Genomic DNA, 18,409 nt, shown 5'->3' on the forward strand with positions numbered 1-18,409 from the left:
GGCGCACTTAATCTGTTAGCGCTATCGTCACCCCAATAATAATATGAGACGGGGAAACGCAGATGGGACGACCACGCACGCACGGGGAAACACAAACGGGGCGGACGCCACACCGGACAGTGAATAGCGCCATAAAATTATTCAGCGCACTGATAATACTGACCTCCCTGTGGGCACCCATGGCTGAAGCCGCCGCCAAATCCAAAGGTGGTCAATATAACACGGTGGCCTCACGCCGTGCCCAGCCGCATCTGGACCTGGCCATGACCGCACCCATGCCGCAACTGCTGGATCAGGCAGCGGAGCTTAAGCCGGAATATGTTCTGGCCTATGGCCTGGCCCTCGAATTGGGACGCGAACCTGCCACCCTCAGCCCCACCCAGCGGGCCAAGGTGCAGGGCGTGTTTCAGGACTTTCTCAATGAATTTGTCTACAAAAAAGACAATATTGCCCTCAAAGGCGACGAAGATGCGCTTCTGGGGCAGCCCGATTTCTGGATCATGATGGCCCGTGTCTTTGGCAGAAAACCGCAACATATGCGGCTGATGGGCGGCACAACCCTGATCAGCGACACGACCGGCGCTGTCTCAACGCTCAATTTCGGCGCTTATGATCTCAACGATAACACCTTCCGTCCCGAAGACTATCGTTTCAGCGAAGAGACCGTGCTGAACCGTTATATGGTCTACGCAGCGCAGTCCTGCGCCATGTATGCCAAAATCTCTGAGCAAATGAAAAAGGCCCAAAGGGTAGATGCCGCCTCAGTCTCACATCTGACGCCGGAAAAGCTGGCTGAGGTCAAGGCCACCGCCCGGACTATCCATACCGAGGCTCTGCGCTATGGCCCTGCAGCGTGCGGCGGGCGCGACTATTTCAATAAGGTCTCAGCCTTTGCCGCCGCCAATCTGGGTCGGCTGAACACGCTGAAAGACGATCCCATCGCTCAGATCACCCCGGTCGCGACGGATAGCCCTATCCCTTAACAATCCCTGTGGGCAAGTTATAGTTAATAGGCTAATATCGCGCAGATTTCAGATGATCCGGAGGGGGCTCTAATGGATGCGGCCATGAAAATTCTGCGCTGGTTTATCGCAGCACTGGTGCTGGCCTATACGGTCTGGATTAGCTGGCCGGTCATTCAGGCCAAGGTTTTGGGGCAGCCCGATGAGCCGTTTGTGTCGTCGCGCGCCGCCGATGACATCGACTATCGCGGCGGCTACAGTATGGCCCCCGTCCGCGATCCTTATGCCCCGCCGCTGGCTGAATCCATTCAGGGACGCACGGCGCTTGAGGCCATAGAGACCGACAATCAGCCGGTAATCTGGCTGTGGGCGTCGGTCGTGGCGCTATATGTCATCGCCGCGTTTTTGTTCGCCAATGGCAATTTGCGCGCCGCCTTTGCTTATGGCCTGGGATTTATCGCCGATGTCGTCCTGACCTATCTGACCAAGGGCGAAGCGGGGGCCGGTATATTCGATAAGGTGCTTGAAATCCTGTCGGGCTGGGACCCGCGCTATGTGCTGACCTTGGTGGCGCTGGGCTTAGGGTTTATCATGGCGATGGCCCGTCTGCGGCCCGTTAACCGCCGCCCGTTCTGATTGTCGGCGCGTCCCCTAAAAAACATGCGATTTTCCTGCCAACAGGCTTGACCCATGGGGCTTAGGCTCCTAGGTCAAGGATACCATTTGATATGAAAAAAGGCAGCTATCATGGCGGACACGAACTTTGACGTAGTCATCATCGGCGGCGGGCCGGGCGGCTACAATGCGGCGGTGCGCGCCGGACAACTGGGGCTGAAAGCGGCGATCGTGGAATCGCGCGGCGTACTGGGCGGTACCTGCCTGAACGTCGGCTGCATGCCCTCAAAGGCTCTGCTGCACGCCTCAGAACTGTTCGAAGCCGCATCAGGTGAATTTGCCCATATCGGCATCGAAGTCCCGGCCCCCAAGCTCAACCTCATCCAGATGATGAAGGCCAAGCAGGACAGCGTCAACGCCCTGACCAAGGGCGTCGAATTCCTGATGAAGAAGAACAAGGTCACCTACTTTGTGGGCTTCGGCAAAATCGAAGGGGCCGGTAAGGTTTCGGTCACCGCCGCTGACGGCAAGGTCGAGCAACTGACCACCAAGCACATCGTCATCGCCACCGGCTCTGAGCCGACCCCGCTGCCGGGTGTCACGGTTGACCAAAAGCAGATCGTCGATTCCACCGGCGCGCTGTCGCTGCCGGCGGTGCCCAAGCACCTCGTCGTCGTCGGTGCCGGCATCATCGGTCTTGAACTCGGCTCGGTCTGGCGTCGTCTGGGTGCCAAGGTGACCGTGGTCGAATTCCTCGACCGCATCACGCCGGGTATGGACACCGAAGTCGCCACCCAGTTCCAGAAAATCCTGACCAAGCAGGGCTTTGCCTTTAAGCTCGGCACCAAGGTCACTTCGGCCAAGACCGGTAAGTCTGGCGTCAGCCTGACCTTAGAGGCCGCCGCCGGTGGCAATGCCGAAACCCTCGAAGCCGATGTGGTTCTGGTGGCTATCGGTCGCCGTCCGTTCACCGCCGGTCTGGGGCTTGATACCGTCGGCATCACGCCCGATCAGCGCGGCTTTATCGCCACGGATCATTTCAAGACCTCCGCACCCGGCGTGTGGGCCATCGGTGACGTGATCCACGGCCCGATGCTGGCCCACAAGGCCGAAGAAGACGCGGTCGCCGTCATCGAACTGATCGCCGGTAAGGCCGGTCACGTCGATTATGATCTGGTGCCGTCGGTCGTCTACACCTTCCCCGAAGTGGCGTGGGTAGGTAAGACCGAAGACCAGCTTAAGGCCGCGGGTGTGCAATATAAAACCGGCAAGTTCCCGTTCATGGCCAACAGCCGCGCCAAGATCAACCATGAGACCGACGGCTTCGTGAAGTTCCTCGCCGATGCCAAGACCGATAAGGTCTACGGCGTGCATATCCTTGGTCCGCAGGCCGGGGAAATGATCGGCGAAGCGTGCGTGTTGATGGCCTTTGGCGGCGCGTCCGAAGATCTGGCGCGCACCTGCCATCCGCATCCGACCCGCTCTGAGGCCGTTAAGCAGGCAGCTATGGGCGTCGAAGGCTGGACGATGCAGGCGTAAAGACCTCACTCAAAAGTCCTTCGTTTCACTCAGTGTACTTTTGAGTGCGTTAACTATAATTAAAAAAATATTTCCCCGCCTACCTAGACGGATATAAAATCTGCACTTATCATGAGTGATAGCGCGTCATAAAAGTTGACATACAGTTTTTTTATGTTAGTGCGCTAGCGCGTCATTGAAATAACACGATTTAAACGTATATTAACGTAGCTATAGCAAATTGCTATGACAAGGTTCTAATGGTTAACGTCAAAAAAGGAGGCGAGTTAGATATGACTGAATGCATGACACTCGCTAGTCACTTTAAAGATCTAGCGAAGCAAGGATTGGTGGACGTAAAATTTTATGTCCGCAATTTAGATGAGGCCGTTTCGGAGCAAGTTTGTTCCGAGGTTAATGCGCTATATGCCGCACGTTCTGCTGGTAAGATCAAGGCGTTAAACTTTGAGGATTCCCGTCGAGCGAATACTTGACAAGAATCTGAAGTATGGCTACCTCCAAATAACGGTTGAAGGCTCTGGCTAATCGCTAGAGCCTTTTCTTTTGGAGTGACTAAATGACTGACGCATCTCATGGGACTAGCTGGGTCTATTCTGAAAAATTAGAGTATGCGTTTAGAAAGGTTCGGGACATTCAAGAGTTTGTTCGAACTTACGTTATCTCCCCGGATAAAATTCCCGTATCTATCGAAGATGTTCAATGGGCCGTAGAACAAAAATATGGCCTTAAAATTCGGAAAGAACTTGTTGATTTCGAGGCTCAGCATATTCGGGGTATGATGGAGCGCTACGAAGACGGAACTGCAAATGTTTTCGTACGCGAATATCAAGATGCCAACAAAGACATTAATTTATATTGGCACAGGTTTATAACTTTAAAAGAAATTGTTCATTTAGGGATAGACGAAAAAGAAGACTGGAACCCTGACGGCTGCTTCACACTTGATGAATTAATTAAGGAAAATGGCTATAGCGGCATAAACAAGGTAATGTCAGAAACCCAGTCCGAACATTTAGCAGAAATTGCTGCTATTGAATTGCTTTACCCATTTGAGTTTCGGGCCTCAGATATTGCAAGCGGAAAGTCTGTTATGCAACTTTCGCATGAGTATCAAGTTCCACCGTATGTCATAGCCAGAGCCTTATCACCAAATCACATGAAAATGGCTCGTGCCGTATGGAATGAAATTCGTGGACATGGCCTAGGCGGCTTAGGAAGCAGCCCAACTGGATAAGGCACGGGCCGCGCCCCTGCTAGGCATCCACCTCGGCGTCGAGGGCGTTTTCCTGAATGAACTCGCGGCGCGGTTCGACCAGATCACCCATCAGGCGGCTGAACATATCATCGGCCAGATCAGGGTTTTCGGCATCGACCCGAAGCAATGTGCGCACGTCTTTGTCGAGCGTGGTTTCCCACAACTGCTCGGCATTCATTTCCCCAAGGCCTTTATAGCGCTGGATCGACAGGCCCTTACGGCCCGCATCCAGCACCGCCGCCACCAGATCAAGCGGCCCGCGAATGTCGGTAACCTTATCCTTACGGCGGAAAATAGACGCCTCAGTATAGAGGTCGCCAATCGCATCGGCCCGCTCAGACAGGCGGCGCGCATCGGCTGAGTGCATCATAGCCTCGTCCAGCACGACCCGCTCCGTCACACCACGCCGGATACGCGAAAAGACATAACCGCCCCCTTCGCCGATCACGACTGACCACGGACCATCACCGTCTTCGTTGCGGCGATCAAGGCGGATTGCGGCCTGCGCCATATCCGGGTTCGCGCCAAACAGGCCCGACAAGGCCGCCTGTTCGATGGCAAAGGCCGGGGCGCGCGATGACAGACGATCGACGCTTTGTTTGAACGATTTGGCGGTACGGACCTGTTCTTCGAGATCAAGTCCCATGACACGCTCACCATTGCGCAGTTCCAAGGTCGCGTCCTGCACACCCTCTTCGATCAGGAAGGCGTCCAGTTCCGTGTCGTCCTTGAGGTAGCGCGACGACTTACCCTTGGCGACCTTATAGAGCGGCGGCTGGGCGATATAGAGGTAACCGTTGCGGATGACTTCGGGCATCTGGCGATAGAAGAAGGTCAAAAGCAGCGTGCGGATGTGCGCGCCATCGACATCAGCATCGGTCATGATGATGATCTTGTGGTAGCGCAGCTTTTCGATATTAAAGTCGTCGCGGCCGATGCCAGCCCCCAAGGCCACAATCAGGGTGCCGATCTGCTCGGACGACAGCATCTTATCGAAGCGCGCGCGCTCGACGTTCAAGACCTTACCGCGCAGGGGCAGGATGGCCTGATTTTCGCGGTTACGGGCTTGTTTGGCCGAACCCCCGGCGGAGTCACCTTCGACGATGAAAATCTCAGACTTGGCCGGATCGCGTTCCTGACAGTCGGCCAGCTTACCGGGCAGGGACGAGATATCGAGCGCCGACTTACGGCGGGTCAAATCGCGGGCTTTGCGGGCGGCTTCGCGGGCCGAGGCGGCTTCGATGATCTTGGAGACGATTTGCTTGGCCTCGACCGGGTTTTCTTCAAACCACTGGGTCAGCTTATCGTAAACCAAGCCTTCAACCGCCGGACGCACCTCAGAGGAGACCAGCTTGTCCTTGGTTTGCGATGAAAACTTGGGGTCCGGCACCTTAACCGACAGTACGCAGGTCAGGCCTTCGCGGGCGTCTTCGCCGGTAACCGTGATCTTTTCTTTTTTGGCAGCACCTGACGATTCCATATAGGCCGTCATCACCCGCGTCAGTGCCCCGCGGAACGCCGCCAGATGGGTGCCGCCGTCGCGCTGCGGGATGTTGTTGGTAAAGCACAGCATGGTTTCGTGGTAGCTGTCGTTCCATTGCAGGGCCAGATCGAGCTCGACCTTATCACGCTTACCGCGCACAGAAACCGGCGCCTTGATGATCGGTGACTTGGCCTTATCAAGGTGCCTGACGAACTCAACGATACCGCCGTCATAATGCAGGATGATGTCGTAGGGTTCGGCTTCGCGCAGGTCGGCAAAACGGATGTGGACACCGGAGTTCAGGAACGCCAGTTCGCGCAGACGGTGCTCCAGTGTTTTGCGGTCAAATTCGATGAACGCAAAGGTCGTCAGCGACGGAAAAAATGTCACTTCGGTGCCGGTATAGTCCTTGCCGTTTTCACGCAGAGGCGCCTCACCGGTGACTTTCAGCGGACTGACGGTCACGCCGCGCTCAAAGCGCACTTCGTGCTTCTTGCCCTGACGATATATGGTCAGATCAAGATAATCCGACAGCGCGTTCACCACCGACACGCCGACGCCGTGCAGACCGCCGGAGACCTTATAGGAGTTCTGATCGAACTTACCGCCAGCGTGCAGTTCGGTCATGATGACCTCAGCCGCCGACACGCCTTCGCCTTCGTGGATGTCGACCGGCACGCCGCGACCATCGTCGGTGACCGTACACGACCCATCGGCATTCAGGATCACTTCGACGCGGGTGGCATGGCCCGCCAAGGCCTCATCAATCGCGTTGTCGACCACTTCGTAGACCATGTGATGCAGGCCCGAACCATCGTCCGTATCACCGATATACATGCCCGGACGCTTACGCACGGCGTCCAGACCTTTGAGCACCTTAATCGAATCAGCGCCGTATTCCGCAGCCATCGGTTCTTCACCTTCGGCGAGGGTAGGATCGATAGGTTCGTCGCTCATGATTTTTCCAAACTTTAATCAACAAATTCCGTGAGTTGCCCGCCATCTATGCGGACACCAAGGGCGCGCCCGCGTAAGGCGTCAAACAGATTTTCATCCGTTCCCGTAAACAGTGTTTGTAGCCTTAAATGGGTGGTTTCGTCAAACAAAGCCGCCCTGCGGACGGGGTCTAAGTGGGCGGCAACTTCGTCCAGCAACAGCACCGGATTGGGCAGATCAGAGCGCCGTGACAGACGTGAGCCTTGGGCCAAAATCATATTGAGCACCAGCGCCTTTTGCTCACCCGTCGAACAGTCCGACGCCGTGCGATTTTTGTCACGATGAAAGACGCTGAGATCCATGCGGTGCGGCCCGAACAGCGAGCGTCCGGCAGCGGCATCTCTGGCGCGGGCCCGGCGATAACCGTCCAGCAGATCATCAGGATTATCAGCCCCCAGCAGGGCCAGATCAGCCTTCGGGAAAGCGCCATGGTGGTCTTCGATCTCAGCCTGAAGGGCGATCATGGCACGCTGTCGTGACGCGATCATGCGCGCACCAGACTCAGTTAGACGCTGCTCCAGCACACTCAGCCAGCCGTCATCGGCGGGGCCGTGGACGAGCAGCTTCAGGCGTTCGCGCAAGGCTTTCTCATAGGCATTAACGACACTGGCGTGGGCGGGCTCATCGGCAAACACCAGCCGGTCGAAAAAGCGTAACCGCTCGGCGCGGGCCTCAAGGAAGATGCGGTCCTGCGCAGGCGTCAGCCATACCAGCCGCAAATGATCCAGCAGGCGCGCCGCAGAGACATTCTGGCCATCCAGCCGCACTCCACGTTTATTGAGGTCGCGCGGGTCAGAGCCGGTGCCGATGTTGATGTCATCGTCTTCGCTGAGCAGGCGTGCGGCCACCCCCCACGGACGGCCCTTAGCCTCGTCCGGGTTCTTACGGCCCAGATCAGCCAGAGCGGCCCCGCGCAAGCCCCGTCCCGGACTTAAAACACTGATGGCTTCAAGGAGGTTGGTTTTGCCTGCCCCATTCGGCCCAAACAGATAGGCGCTGCGTCCTGCCAGATCAAAATCCAGCGACGTATAGGATCGGAAATCGGTCAGGGACAGGCGGTGGATATAGGTTTTCACAGCCGGATACCTATCCCACTAAACCCAAAAAGCCAAATCAAAGCGAAGGGCAGCCCCTAGCTTTGATTTGACCTTATTGGATCGGTTAAAATGTACACCGAGCGTCAGCGAGGGACTTTTAACCGCTAGACTCTTAGGGGCATCAAAACGTATTGTACGCCCTGATCAGCCGGATCAATAACCAAGGTCGGAGACGATGCATCATTCAGGCGCAGCTCAACCACATCGCCGGTGATCTGACCCATGACATCAAGGATATAACGGGCATTAAAGCCAATTTCGATAGCATCATTGTCATAGTCGATTTCGGCCTCTTCGACGGCCTGACCGGCTTCGATATTGCGCACAGTCAGCGTCAGACGACCGGGCTCAATGGCCAGCTTAACCGAGCGGCTTTTTTCAGCCGAGATCGTCGACACCCGGTCAACGGCCTTGGACAGGACGCCGGAATCGACGCGCATGATCTTTTCGTTGTTCTTGGGGATCACGCGGCCATAGTCTGGGAACGAACCGTCGATGATCTTGGACGTCAAGGCCGCCTGACCGAAATTGAAACGGATCTTGGCGGGGCTGACGGTCACTTCGACCGAACCGGAACCATCATCCAGAAGACGACGGGCCTGATCGATGGTCTTGCGCGGCACGATCACGCCGGGGCCACCCATGGAGCCATCGGGAGCCGGCATTTCCGCCAGGGCCAGACGGTGACCGTCGGTGGCGACCGCGCGCAGATAGCCGGAACCCTCTTCGGTCAGGGTGTGCAAATAAAGGCCATTGAGATAATAGCGGGTTTCTTCGGTCGACACCGCAAAGCGGGTCTTATCGATCAGGCGCTTAAGGTCTTCTTTTAAGACCTGAAAGGTCACGCCTTCGTGGTCGCCGGACATAACCGGAAAATCACCAGCCGGCAGCACCGGCAGGGCAAAGCGCGACCGGCCGGCCGATACGGTCAGGCGCGGGTCTTCGCCGGAAGCAAACTTCAGCTCGACATCAGCGCCTTCCGGCAGTTTGCGCACGATTTCATAAAGGGTGTGAGCCGGAGCAGTGATCTGCCCCGGAATGGAGACAATGGCTTCGGCGACATCGACAATTTCCATGTCCAGGTCGGTCGCTGAAAACGACACCTGAGAGCCTTCGGCAGACAACAGCACATTGGACAGAATGGGGATCGTATTGCGGCGTTCCACCACGTTTTGTACGTGACCCAAAGCCTTTAAAAGCGCGCCCCGCTCGATGATCAATTGCATCTTGACGTCCCAAAATTACCCTGCCGGTCTGTTACCGGCTTAACAAGGAGGGCGGAGATTAGTGTGCAAACCACGCCCTGTAAATGGGGTTTGGGGTCTGAGACCCCATATCTTTTAATCGTTTAAGTAAAAAAAGATGCGGGGTCATAAGACCCCGCACCCCTTAATTTAAATCCACGTTTTAGCCGGATTAGTTGCTGCGCAACTTACGGGTCAGGGCTTCTACGTCGCGGGCGATCTGTTCGTCCGATTGCAGCAGTTCCTCAATCTTTTTAACCGCATGAAGAACGGTAGTATGATCCCGCCCGCCAAAGCGACGGCCAATATCAGGATAAGAACGGGTGGTGTGCTGCTTACACAGCCACATAGCCACCTGACGCGGACGGGCGACGCTGCGCGTGCGGCGCTCCGACAACAGGTCGGCCTGTTTCAGGCTGAAATGATCAGCCGTCAGCTTTTGAATCTCATCAACAGTTACACGGCGCTCAACGGAAACCTTAAGGTTCGGTTGCAACAGGGCCATAGCTTCGTCCAAAGTCAAACTCCCCAGACGCGCACCTGCCGAAGCGGCAAGCGTATTCACCGCCCCTTCGAGTTCACGAATGGAACCGGGTACGCTGTCTGCTATAAATTGTAATACGTCGACATGCGGCATCCGGGACAATCCCAGACGACGCGACAGTTGTTCGAGCTTGCGCTCGATGATGCCTATTCTCAAGGCCTGATCGGCCACGTCCAAAGCACAGACGAGACCGGATGACAAGTGTGATCTTAGCCGCGCCTCGATTTCCGTAAGCTGAGTGGGCGGACGATCGGCGGTAAACACGACGCGACGGTTCTTTTCGATCAGCGCCGTCAGGGTATGGAACAGCTCTTCCTGCGAAGAGGTCTTGCCACCGATGAAATGGACATCATCGATCAGCAACAGGTCGGCACTGCGGATTTCTTCCTTGAAGACACTCTGTGAGCGATCCATCACCGCCTTGACGAAGGTATTGGTGAACTTTTCCGCTGTCAGATAGACGATCTTGGCGTCCGGGCGGCGCACCTTGGCCTCCCAGGCGATCGCGTTCAGAAGGTGGGTCTTACCGTAGCCGTAGGGGCCATGAAAAAACACCGGATTAAAATGACCATCGCCCCAACCCGCCACCTGACGCGACATGGTATAGGCAAATTCATTGCCGCGGCCCGCGACAAAGGTTTCAAAGGTCAGGCGATCCTGCAAACCGGCAATGCGGTTGAGATCAGCTCTGGCTTGAGCCTGGGCAGCTTCGAGACCTGACAGCTCAACTGGCTTTGCGACACCGGTATCGGCCACAATCGCCGGATCGTTGGTTTTCACCGACGACAAAGGCACGTCGGCCTCTGAACGGCCTGCCGATTTCGCCACGTCTAAGGTTTCCGACAAAGCCTTCTGGGCCTGACGCTGACGCTCAGCTGTGTCATAATCAATGCGCGATTGCAGATCAAGCACCCGGCCCTCCGGATCAAACTGCGCCCATAACTCATGAATACGACGCAGGGCGTTACGCTGAAACCAGTCACGCGCATACACGGTCGGCGTCACCAGAACCGGATCACCGTCGATAGTGACCTTAAGCGCTGAGGGCGCCACATAAGAATTATAAGGCCCGTCGCCCAATTCCTGGCGAAGCGCCGACGCCACTTTGGACCATACCGTTTCAGGCAGGATCGGCGACCAGTTGTTTAAACCTGGCATTTTATTATCGCCCCGATCAATATTCCCCAAACCAACACTCAACTCTACCACCCTGAATTCAAGTCACGCCACATACCCGGACCCGCCGTCCGCACAAACATTTTCCGGCTCAACCTATCTTAAGGCGCCCCCAATCCTTAAGGCGCCTCATGCCGGTCATCTTAGAGCCAGTCCCCGATTACACGAACCTTCGCACCGGTCGGGCCGTTTGCCTCCCGCCGCAGAGATTAAAGGTTCGCAAGGCCTCCGGCTTCGGGTTCAAGGCTTTGTGAGTTTGCGCCCCAGATATTGACCTGAAAACCGCAAACGCCCCGTACACCAGAGACAGGTTCTCTCCCACCGTGTGAGCATAGCTCGCGCAGTGTCCAATTCATCCGTGTTGGGATGGAAAGGGTGAAGAGACCTACAACTTAATCAAGCCAGCGCCTCGGTCAACGAATCTATTTGCATGGCGGTGCGGAATTTTCTGTTGACTCCGGTAACCTATTCGCTCGCAAAGAGAATTTAATAAATATTTTACGATTTATTTTTCGGTCTTTCCGAGTGGTTTTTACGCACGCAGTTTACCGTCTTCGGAAGGTTTAACGACACCTCACAAAGTGAAAAACTGAGATCACAATAGCGTTGAAATGACACCCATCAGCCATAACAAAAGGGCCCGTGCATAAGCGGTCGGGCCCTTCTGGAAAGGCTTAATCAGCAGTGACCGCCCGCATCAGGGATAGACCCCGCACCGGCAGATCTTTAATTAGGCAACCGCCAGCTTCTTCAGGGCTGCCGCCAGACGCGACACCTTACGGGCGCCGGTGTTCTTATGAACCACGCCCTTAGAGACCGCACGCATCAGCTCGGATTGCGCTTCGACAAAAGCGGTCTTGGCCACAGCCACGTCGCCCGCACTCAGGGCCTCTTCGAACTTACGAACGAAGGTACGCACGCGCGAACGACGCGCCTTGTTAACTTCAGTGCGGCGGGCGATCTTGCGGATCGCCTTCTTGGCGCCGGGATTATTAGCCATTCATCACCTTTGGGGACGAGAGTAAACGAAATGCCTGCAAAAGCCGCCACGCGGCCCTCAAAGACAAGAATTTCAAGAGGGGCGGGATATAACCGAACGCCAGCTTAAGGTCAATAACGTAATTTGGGAATTTTCCCCATGTGGACAGGTCGCAGGGCGACCCGCCGATACGCCTTGCGGCACAGCGTCGTCATTTCTGACAAGTCGAACAAAAAAAGGTGGAGCGGCCAGTGTGGACTTTGCGCTCGATTACGCCCGCGCACCCTTCCGTCAGGCACGGCTGACCCTTGCGGTCATAGACCTTGAAGCGGTGCTGAAAATAGCCGAGTTCACCCGATGTCGCGGCAAAATCGCTGATCGATGACCCGCCCGCCGCTATAGCCTCAGCAATCACCGATTTAATCGCCGCCGACAGACGCTCAGCACCAACTGGGGCCAGGCCACGTCCGGCCATGTCGGGGCTCAGGCGGGCTCGGTACAGCGCCTCACAGACATAGATATTGCCAAGGCCCGCAATCAGCCCCTGCGCCATCAGCAGCGTCTTGAGATTGGCCGCGCGGCCCGCAAATTGCGCCATCAGAAAATCTGCGTTCAGTGCCGCATCCAGCGGCTCAACTCCCAACCCCTGAAACCATTTCGAGGCGCTAAGCTCATCGGGCGTCAGCAGCAGCATAAACCCAAACCGGCGCGGGTCGTAATAATCGATAAGATGGATTTGGTCGCCTTTGGTAGCCACCACCGACATATGCAGGTGTTTAGTATTCGTATCGACTGAATGGTAGTAATTACCATCTAGCGCCTTGGCGGCATTGCCCCCTAATGGCGTTACCTGAAACCGGCCGGTCATGCCCAGATGCGTTACCCAAATATCTTCGGCATCCATATAGGCCAGCAAATATTTCGCCCGCCGTTCCAGTCGCGTAACCGTAGCGCCGTTCACCCGTTCCGCAAAACGATCGGGGAAAGGATAACGCAGGTTCGGACGGTTCAAGCGCACATTCGACAGAACGGCACCTTCCAAAGACGGTGCTAATCCGCGCTTTACGGTTTCAACTTCGGGTAATTCGGGCATAAAAGAACCTCGCACAGGGCGTATGCCCCCTCCACCTTAGACCTTTGGTCTAAGCGACCTCCCGCGTAAACAGGGGAGGAGAGATATACGAATACGGATTTATGTTGGCAACCTCTGGTCAACCGGGTGCAGGGCCCAAGGCCCTGCTAGGCGGCTTTGATGACGTGGGAGGCTGGTTTTTGCGGCAACTCATCATCCGGCAGGAACCACAGGCGCGGATCAAGAATGCGGTCTTCGCTGAGCGCAAAACCTGACCAAGGCAGGTCCGGCTTGGGACGCTCAGAGGCGGCCACAATGGCGCGCAGTTCGGCGGCTGAGGTGACGCCGACAATCACGGTCGAGACCCCTTTGAGGTTCATGACATAGCTCAGGGCGGCATGGAGCGGGTCAGTCCCGGCCTCCGCCATGATACGGCGCAGCTTTGACAGATGCGGCCCGAAGGGCTGCAGGCTGGCAGGCAGGCCCTCACGCGGCACAAATAGCAGGCCCTGGGTGAAGACCGAGCGTACCTGAACTTCAACCCCCATGTCGGCCAGAGCCTCAAGCGTGCCGTCTTCGACCAGACGCTGATCAAGGATGGAGACCGGCACCTGCATGATGTCGGGCTTGAAGCGCTTGGCCAACAGCAGGGGTTCATCGTCAATGTGGGCGCTGATGCCGATTTTGGAGATCATGCCGTTGCCGCGCAAGGCTTCCAGCCGGCGCCACAGATCAGCACCACCGGCACCCATCAAATCTTCGGGGCAATCGACCAAAGCCGCATGGGCGCGCGCCAGACCCATATGGTCGACGCTGCGCTTGAGGCGGGCTTCGATCCAGTCAAGGCCCTTATCGAGGCTTTGGGTGCGGATTTGCGGCTTGAACGGTGACGGAAATGGCCAGCAGCGGCCTAAAATTCGTTCAACATCACCATCATAAAACGCCACATCAATCGGCAGGATTTTGCAGTCAGCGGCATATTGCAGGATGTGGCGCACCTCATCCTCCGTCACCCGACCGCGCGGGTTGGAAATACCGTAGTCGGTGCCAAACTGCGCCGAGCCAAGACCCAGGGCTGCGGTCATAGGAAACCGTCCGCCGTATCGCAGGCGCGGCCACTAAACCCAATATATATAAAGGTTTTCAGCGTCATAAAGCCTTGTTCAACACCCGATATTATGGCGCAGCCGACACATAACGAATCCGCTGCTTTGGGCCATTACATCGAAAAGTGCTAAACAAGTTCTGAAGATTTCGGGGCCGTCGTGATCACGGCCCCTATTTTTATGGGTTATTTACAGCTTTCACCTGAAAAACCGTTACGCCCCATATTTATTCGCCATTTAGATCATTATGTTTTCAGGTCAAACATAATGATCTGGTTTAGTTTCAGTCCCTCGCCGGGCGGTGGCTTCGCCACCTTGGCCGCCGCCTCAATGGCGGCTTGAGCGGAATGTTTCCATTAAAAATCATTCCGCTCTAATCAGATGTCGAACAGACGCTGACGGTCGGCCATGCTGCGCACCGACACGTTCATATCGGTCACCAGACCATTGGCGATCGAGTACACCCAGCCATGAATGGCGACCTGATGGCCCTGCACCCAGGCCGAGTGAATGATCGGATTGACGGACACATTACGCACCTGCGCGATGACGTTCAGCTCACACAGCCGGTCGATCTTGGCATTATCGTCGTCAAACGCTGACAGTTCATGGCGATGATTATGGGCGACATCGCGTATAGGCGACAACCAGTGATCGATCAGGCCATGATCCTTGGAATCGATAGCGGCCCGCACCCCGCCGCAGCCATAGTGGCCAACGACCAGCACATGCTTTACCTTAAGCACATGGACGGCATATTGCAGCACCGACAGGTAGTTGGCGTCCTGAGCCGGGGCCAGATTGGCGACATTGCGATGAACAAACAGCTCACCCGGATCGAGATTGACGATTTCATTGGCGGGCACGCGCGAGTCCGAGCAGCCAATCCATAAATAGTCCGGCGCCTGCTGGCGCACCAACCGCGAAAAGAAATCGGGATCGACGCGGGTTTTTTCGCGCGCCCATAGGCGGTTATTTTCAATGAGGCTGTCAACCATATCGCGGTGTCCTTTTCACTGAGAGAAACTACGTCACTGAGAGAAAGTACTGGCGAGATAAGGCCAAGCCGCACCCCTGACAACCCCAAAAATGGTAAATGACGTGCCTATCCGATAAGGCCGCGGACAAAACCGATCACGATAGCGATCCCCTCGACCGCTTTGGTTAAACCCACATCCATAAAGGCCCCGGCCTTAGTGAACGAGCCTTCTTTCAGCAGCAGGATCAGCAGCACCGCCCCAAGAAGACTTAATATCCCCGACAAAACATTGATCAGGCTTTGGGTCGGCGATACGGATTTACCCGAGGCATAGGAATCGACCCCTTCAGCGCGGCGCGTCATAGCTTGAAATTTCATCGCAAAACCCCCGTTCACAAAACCCCCGTCTGGCATCCGTGCAAAGCTTACACGGCTTAAGATAAATTACCACGAAGTTTCTGTGAAATCATCCGGTGTTACAGCGCCTGCCACAAAACACTTGTCATTGCTGAGCCTGTTTGCCAGACAAGGTGAACAAAATCAGGGAAAACCGTTCACATGGCCAATGACAGCGCACCTGCCACTACCGAAAACGGCGGCAAAAAATCAGGACTCAGAACCATTGTCGCGGCGTCGGCAGCGGGCACGACCTTTGAATGGTATGATTTCTTCATCTTCGGCACCCTGACCAGCATCATCACCAAAAACTTTTTCAGCGGCCTGTCGGATACGGCGGGCATGATTTTGGCGCTGCTGACCTTTGCGCTCGGCTTTATGTCGCGTCCGCTGGGGGCCCTGATTTTTGGCCATATAGGCGATCGCAAAGGCCGCAAAGGCACGTTTTTATACACCATACTGATCATGGGTATAGCCACCGTTCTGATCGGGTTTTTGCCAACCTTTGAACAGGCCGGGATCGTCGCACCCCTGCTTTTGATGGCCCTGCGCATCGTTCAGGGTATCGCCATGGGCGGGGAATATGGCGGGGCCGCCATCTATGTCGCCGAACATGCGCCCGCCGATAAGCGCGGCGCGTTCACAAGCTGGATTCAGACCTCAGCCGGCCTTGGGCTGATTGCGGCCCTGGCGGTCATTCTGGTGACGCGCACCCTCACCGGCGAAGAGGCGTTCGCCGACTGGGGCTGGCGCATCCCGTTCATTATCTCAATCGGCCTTTTGGCGGTTTCGGTCTATGTGCGCACCAAGACGGCGGAAAGCCCGTCGTTCAAGGCCCTGCACGATAAGGGCGCGGTCGTCAAAGACCCGTTCCGCCAGAGCTTTGGCAAATGGAGCAATCTGAAAAAGGTTCTGATCGCCCTGTTTGCGTTCATGACCGCGCAGGGTGTGGTCTGGTACACCACCTTTTTCTACACGCAGGTTTTTCTGGAAAAGACCGTCAGGCTTGAACCCGCCACCATCAATTATCTGGTCATGGCCATGACCGTGCTGAGCGCGCCGCTCTATATTTTCTTTGGCTCTCTGTCGGACAAGATCGGGCGTAAAAAAGTCATGGTCACCGGTATCGCTGTGGCGGTGATCAGCTTCTTCCCCGGCTTTCATATGATGGTAAAGTTTGCCAATCCGGCGCTGGATCAGGCCATATCAAAGACTCCGGTGCTGATTTTTGCCGACCCGCGCGATTGCTCGGTGCAGTTTGACCCGGTCGGTAAGGCCCAGTTCACCTCCCCCTGCGATCTGGCCAAAGGGATTGTGACCAATCTGGGTGTGCCCTATCAAAGCCGCGCCTCTGAACCCGGTGCTGTGGCCGCGACCGTGCAGATCGGCACGGAAATGGTCGCCATTCGCTCCGGTGCCGGTCTTGAACCGGCTGAGGTCCGCGACCTTAAGCTTCAGGCCACCACTCAGATCAAGGCCGCCCTGATTGCCGCCGGTTACCCTGAGAAAGCCGACCCGAAGCGGGCCAATCTGTGGGGTGTATTTGCCGTGCTGATGGTCTTTGCGCTGGGGGCGACCGCCCTTTACGGGCCGATGGCGTCGATGCTGGTTGAGATGTTCCCCACCAATGTGCGTTATACGGCGCTCAGCCTGCCCTACAATATCGGCACCGGCTGGTTCGGAGGGCTGCTGCCTGCCATATCGTTTTCGATGGTGGCGGGCTCCGGCAATATTTATTTCGGCCTGTGGTATCCGGTCATTATCGGGTCATTGGCGGTCGTGGTAGCCCTTCTGTGCCTTAAGGACTATACGGGGCGCGACCTGGACACTATCCCGGATGATGAATAGGCTGAGAGCGCATCCCAAAAGTGTGACGCGGTTTTTGGATTCAGATGCGCGTCAAATGCGCGTCAAATAACCGTTTAGAGCGTCTATGACGCTCTAAACGGGCATAAGATCAGGGTCAAACAGGGTCGTAAGCCCTAAGATTTCCATCTCACTGGCCTTGGTGCGATAGACCGGAATCCCTTTCAGGAAGCTGATCACCCGGCCCTTATCGTAAAAACGGGTCGCAAACGCCTCAATATCAAACAGGTCGCCAACAAGGTCGCCGATCCCACCCGACAGGTAAATCCCGCCGCGCGCGCCCATCATCAGGGCTGCATCCGCCGCCATCGCCGCATACCAGCCCATAGCGAGGGCAATGGCGCGTTTTGAACGCTCATCTTCGGCATAGGCGCGCGCCACAATCTCTTCGGGTGGCGGCGTCGGCACATCGTCCTTGTCCAGCAGCGCCAGACAGCGCCAGATTTCAGCCAGACCGGCAATCGACACCGCCCGCTCGCGCGATACGTGACCGAACTTTTTCACCATCAGTTCCAGTACCGCCGCCTCTTCGGCGTTGGTTGCGGACAGGTCTGTATGCCCCCCTTCAGACGGCATGGCCGTCCAGTTACCCATGCCGTCCGGCACCAGAAGTGCTACCCCCAGCCCGTGCTCAGGCCCGATGACGGCGATCGGCTGATCCGGTGTGGCATCGCCCCCGAACAGCTTTTCACGCTCATGGGGCTCAAGCTGTGGCACCGCCAGCGCCTTAGCCACCAGATTGTTGACGATATTGAGACGCTGAATCCCCAGAAGGTTACGGATATCTCCGCGTTTCAGGTGAAACCCGTAACGCACCAGCTCAACCACGCCATTGGTTTCCCAGCCCGAAGTCGAAAAAGCCGCCCCCCTCAGACGCGGATTACCGTTCGCCGACAGGAACTCCATGATATCGGCATTAAACTCATCAAGGCTTGAGCACGTATAGTGCATGAACGCGCCCGGACGTTCGCCCGGACGGGCCAAAGCCAGTTTCAGATAGTCGCCGCTTGAGATATCACTTAAGAGTACCGATTGTACCATGTTCCTGTATGTCCCTGTATCTTATGTCCATTTTAGGACTCTCTTTATGTGTTAGCGCT

Annotated in this window: 15 protein-coding genes; 5 read left to right on the plus strand and 10 right to left on the minus strand. The window is 56.2% G+C overall.

Features of this window, described 5'->3' with window-relative positions:
- Window positions 1-179: 179 nt before the first annotated feature.
- The 4 genes from IE102_RS02520 to IE102_RS02535 all read left to right on the plus strand — a co-directional run bounded on the left by IE102_RS02520 (window position 180) and on the right by IE102_RS02535 (window position 4,350).
- Window positions 180-983: a hypothetical protein gene (locus IE102_RS02520; protein WP_189484797.1), complete on the plus strand. Its 804-nt coding sequence runs from the start codon at window positions 180-182 to the stop codon at window positions 981-983.
- Window positions 984-1,067: 84 nt separating this feature from the next.
- On the plus strand, window positions 1,068-1,598 hold the full coding sequence (locus IE102_RS02525; protein ID WP_189484798.1) for a hypothetical protein: 531 nt from the start codon (window positions 1,068-1,070) through the stop codon (window positions 1,596-1,598).
- Window positions 1,599-1,709: 111 nt separating this feature from the next.
- Window positions 1,710-3,116 (plus strand): dihydrolipoyl dehydrogenase, encoded by a 1,407-nt coding sequence (gene lpdA / locus IE102_RS02530; RefSeq protein WP_189484799.1) that lies wholly within the window; start codon window positions 1,710-1,712, stop codon window positions 3,114-3,116.
- 556 nt (window positions 3,117-3,672) lie between these two features.
- Window positions 3,673-4,350: a hypothetical protein gene (locus IE102_RS02535; protein WP_189484800.1), complete on the plus strand. Its 678-nt coding sequence runs from the start codon at window positions 3,673-3,675 to the stop codon at window positions 4,348-4,350.
- 19 nt (window positions 4,351-4,369) lie between these two features.
- On the opposite strand, the gene gyrB is transcribed toward IE102_RS02535, so the two are convergent.
- From gyrB to IE102_RS02580, 9 genes are all read right to left on the minus strand, one after another.
- Entirely contained in the window at window positions 4,370-6,811 is a 2,442-nt protein-coding gene (gene gyrB, locus IE102_RS02540; protein WP_189484801.1) for a DNA topoisomerase (ATP-hydrolyzing) subunit B, read from the minus strand.
- 14 nt (window positions 6,812-6,825) lie between these two features.
- Complete coding sequence (recF, locus tag IE102_RS02545; RefSeq protein ID WP_189484802.1) at window positions 6,826-7,926, minus strand: DNA replication/repair protein RecF; 1,101 nt, start codon at window positions 7,924-7,926, stop codon at window positions 6,826-6,828.
- 125 nt (window positions 7,927-8,051) lie between these two features.
- The gene (gene dnaN / locus IE102_RS02550) at window positions 8,052-9,173 is read right to left on the minus strand and encodes a DNA polymerase III subunit beta (protein ID WP_189484803.1); all 1,122 of its coding nucleotides are present in this window, start codon (window positions 9,171-9,173) and stop codon (window positions 8,052-8,054) included.
- A gap of 190 nt (window positions 9,174-9,363) precedes the next feature.
- Entirely contained in the window at window positions 9,364-10,893 is a 1,530-nt protein-coding gene (gene dnaA, locus IE102_RS02555) for a chromosomal replication initiator protein DnaA (RefSeq protein ID WP_189484804.1), read from the minus strand.
- 748 nt (window positions 10,894-11,641) lie between these two features.
- Window positions 11,642-11,911, minus strand: a complete 270-nt coding sequence (rpsT, locus tag IE102_RS02560; RefSeq protein WP_189484805.1) for a 30S ribosomal protein S20 — start codon at window positions 11,909-11,911, stop codon at window positions 11,642-11,644.
- 190 nt (window positions 11,912-12,101) lie between these two features.
- Window positions 12,102-12,983 carry a bifunctional DNA-formamidopyrimidine glycosylase/DNA-(apurinic or apyrimidinic site) lyase gene (mutM, locus tag IE102_RS02565; protein WP_189484806.1) on the minus strand — a complete coding sequence of 294 codons (882 nt, stop codon included), beginning with the start codon at window positions 12,981-12,983 and terminating at the stop codon, window positions 12,102-12,104.
- Between the two features lie 146 nt (window positions 12,984-13,129).
- Entirely contained in the window at window positions 13,130-14,047 is a 918-nt protein-coding gene (locus IE102_RS02570) for an aldo/keto reductase (RefSeq protein ID WP_189484807.1), read from the minus strand.
- Window positions 14,048-14,445: 398 nt separating this feature from the next.
- Complete coding sequence (locus tag IE102_RS02575) at window positions 14,446-15,066, minus strand: carbonic anhydrase (RefSeq protein WP_189484808.1); 621 nt, start codon at window positions 15,064-15,066, stop codon at window positions 14,446-14,448.
- Window positions 15,067-15,173: 107 nt separating this feature from the next.
- Window positions 15,174-15,425, minus strand: a complete 252-nt coding sequence (locus IE102_RS02580) for a hypothetical protein (RefSeq protein WP_189484809.1) — start codon at window positions 15,423-15,425, stop codon at window positions 15,174-15,176.
- A 180-nt stretch (window positions 15,426-15,605) separates the two neighbouring features.
- Between IE102_RS02580 and IE102_RS02585 the strand changes: the two genes are divergently transcribed.
- The gene (locus IE102_RS02585) at window positions 15,606-17,291 is read left to right on the plus strand and encodes an MFS transporter (RefSeq protein WP_189484810.1); all 1,686 of its coding nucleotides are present in this window, start codon (window positions 15,606-15,608) and stop codon (window positions 17,289-17,291) included.
- Between the two features lie 93 nt (window positions 17,292-17,384).
- Here IE102_RS02585 and IE102_RS02590 read toward each other — a convergent pair whose 3' ends face one another.
- Window positions 17,385-18,350 (minus strand): glucokinase, encoded by a 966-nt coding sequence (locus tag IE102_RS02590; RefSeq protein WP_189484811.1) that lies wholly within the window; start codon window positions 18,348-18,350, stop codon window positions 17,385-17,387.
- Window positions 18,351-18,409 lie beyond the last annotated feature (59 nt).

Origin of the sequence: Asticcacaulis endophyticus (assembly GCF_014652575.1) — a bacterium.
Lineage (GTDB): Bacteria > Pseudomonadota > Alphaproteobacteria > Caulobacterales > Caulobacteraceae > Asticcacaulis > Asticcacaulis endophyticus.

Bases quoted from the DNA above. Each gene is read 5' to 3' on its own strand.
- IE102_RS02520 (WP_189484797.1), top strand. From the start codon at position 180: ATGGCTGAAGCCGCCGCCAAATCCAAAGGTGGTCAATATAACACGGTG.
- IE102_RS02525 (WP_189484798.1), top strand. From the start codon at position 1,068: ATGAAAATTCTGCGCTGGTTTATCGCAGCACTGGTGCTGGCCTATACG.
- lpdA (WP_189484799.1), top strand. From the start codon at position 1,710: ATGGCGGACACGAACTTTGACGTAGTCATCATCGGCGGCGGGCCGGGC.
- IE102_RS02535 (WP_189484800.1), top strand. From the start codon at position 3,673: ATGACTGACGCATCTCATGGGACTAGCTGGGTCTATTCTGAAAAATTA.
- gyrB (WP_189484801.1), bottom strand. From the start codon at position 6,811: ATGAGCGACGAACCTATCGATCCTACCCTCGCCGAAGGTGAAGAACCG.
- dnaN (WP_189484803.1), bottom strand. From the start codon at position 9,173: ATGCAATTGATCATCGAGCGGGGCGCGCTTTTAAAGGCTTTGGGTCAC.
- dnaA (WP_189484804.1), bottom strand. From the start codon at position 10,893: ATGCCAGGTTTAAACAACTGGTCGCCGATCCTGCCTGAAACGGTATGG.
- rpsT (WP_189484805.1), bottom strand. From the start codon at position 11,911: ATGGCTAATAATCCCGGCGCCAAGAAGGCGATCCGCAAGATCGCCCGC.
- mutM (WP_189484806.1), bottom strand. From the start codon at position 12,983: ATGCCCGAATTACCCGAAGTTGAAACCGTAAAGCGCGGATTAGCACCG.
- IE102_RS02570 (WP_189484807.1), bottom strand. From the start codon at position 14,047: ATGACCGCAGCCCTGGGTCTTGGCTCGGCGCAGTTTGGCACCGACTAC.
- IE102_RS02575 (WP_189484808.1), bottom strand. From the start codon at position 15,066: ATGGTTGACAGCCTCATTGAAAATAACCGCCTATGGGCGCGCGAAAAA.
- IE102_RS02580 (WP_189484809.1), bottom strand. From the start codon at position 15,425: ATGAAATTTCAAGCTATGACGCGCCGCGCTGAAGGGGTCGATTCCTAT.
- IE102_RS02585 (WP_189484810.1), top strand. From the start codon at position 15,606: ATGGCCAATGACAGCGCACCTGCCACTACCGAAAACGGCGGCAAAAAA.
- IE102_RS02590 (WP_189484811.1), bottom strand. From the start codon at position 18,350: ATGGTACAATCGGTACTCTTAAGTGATATCTCAAGCGGCGACTATCTG.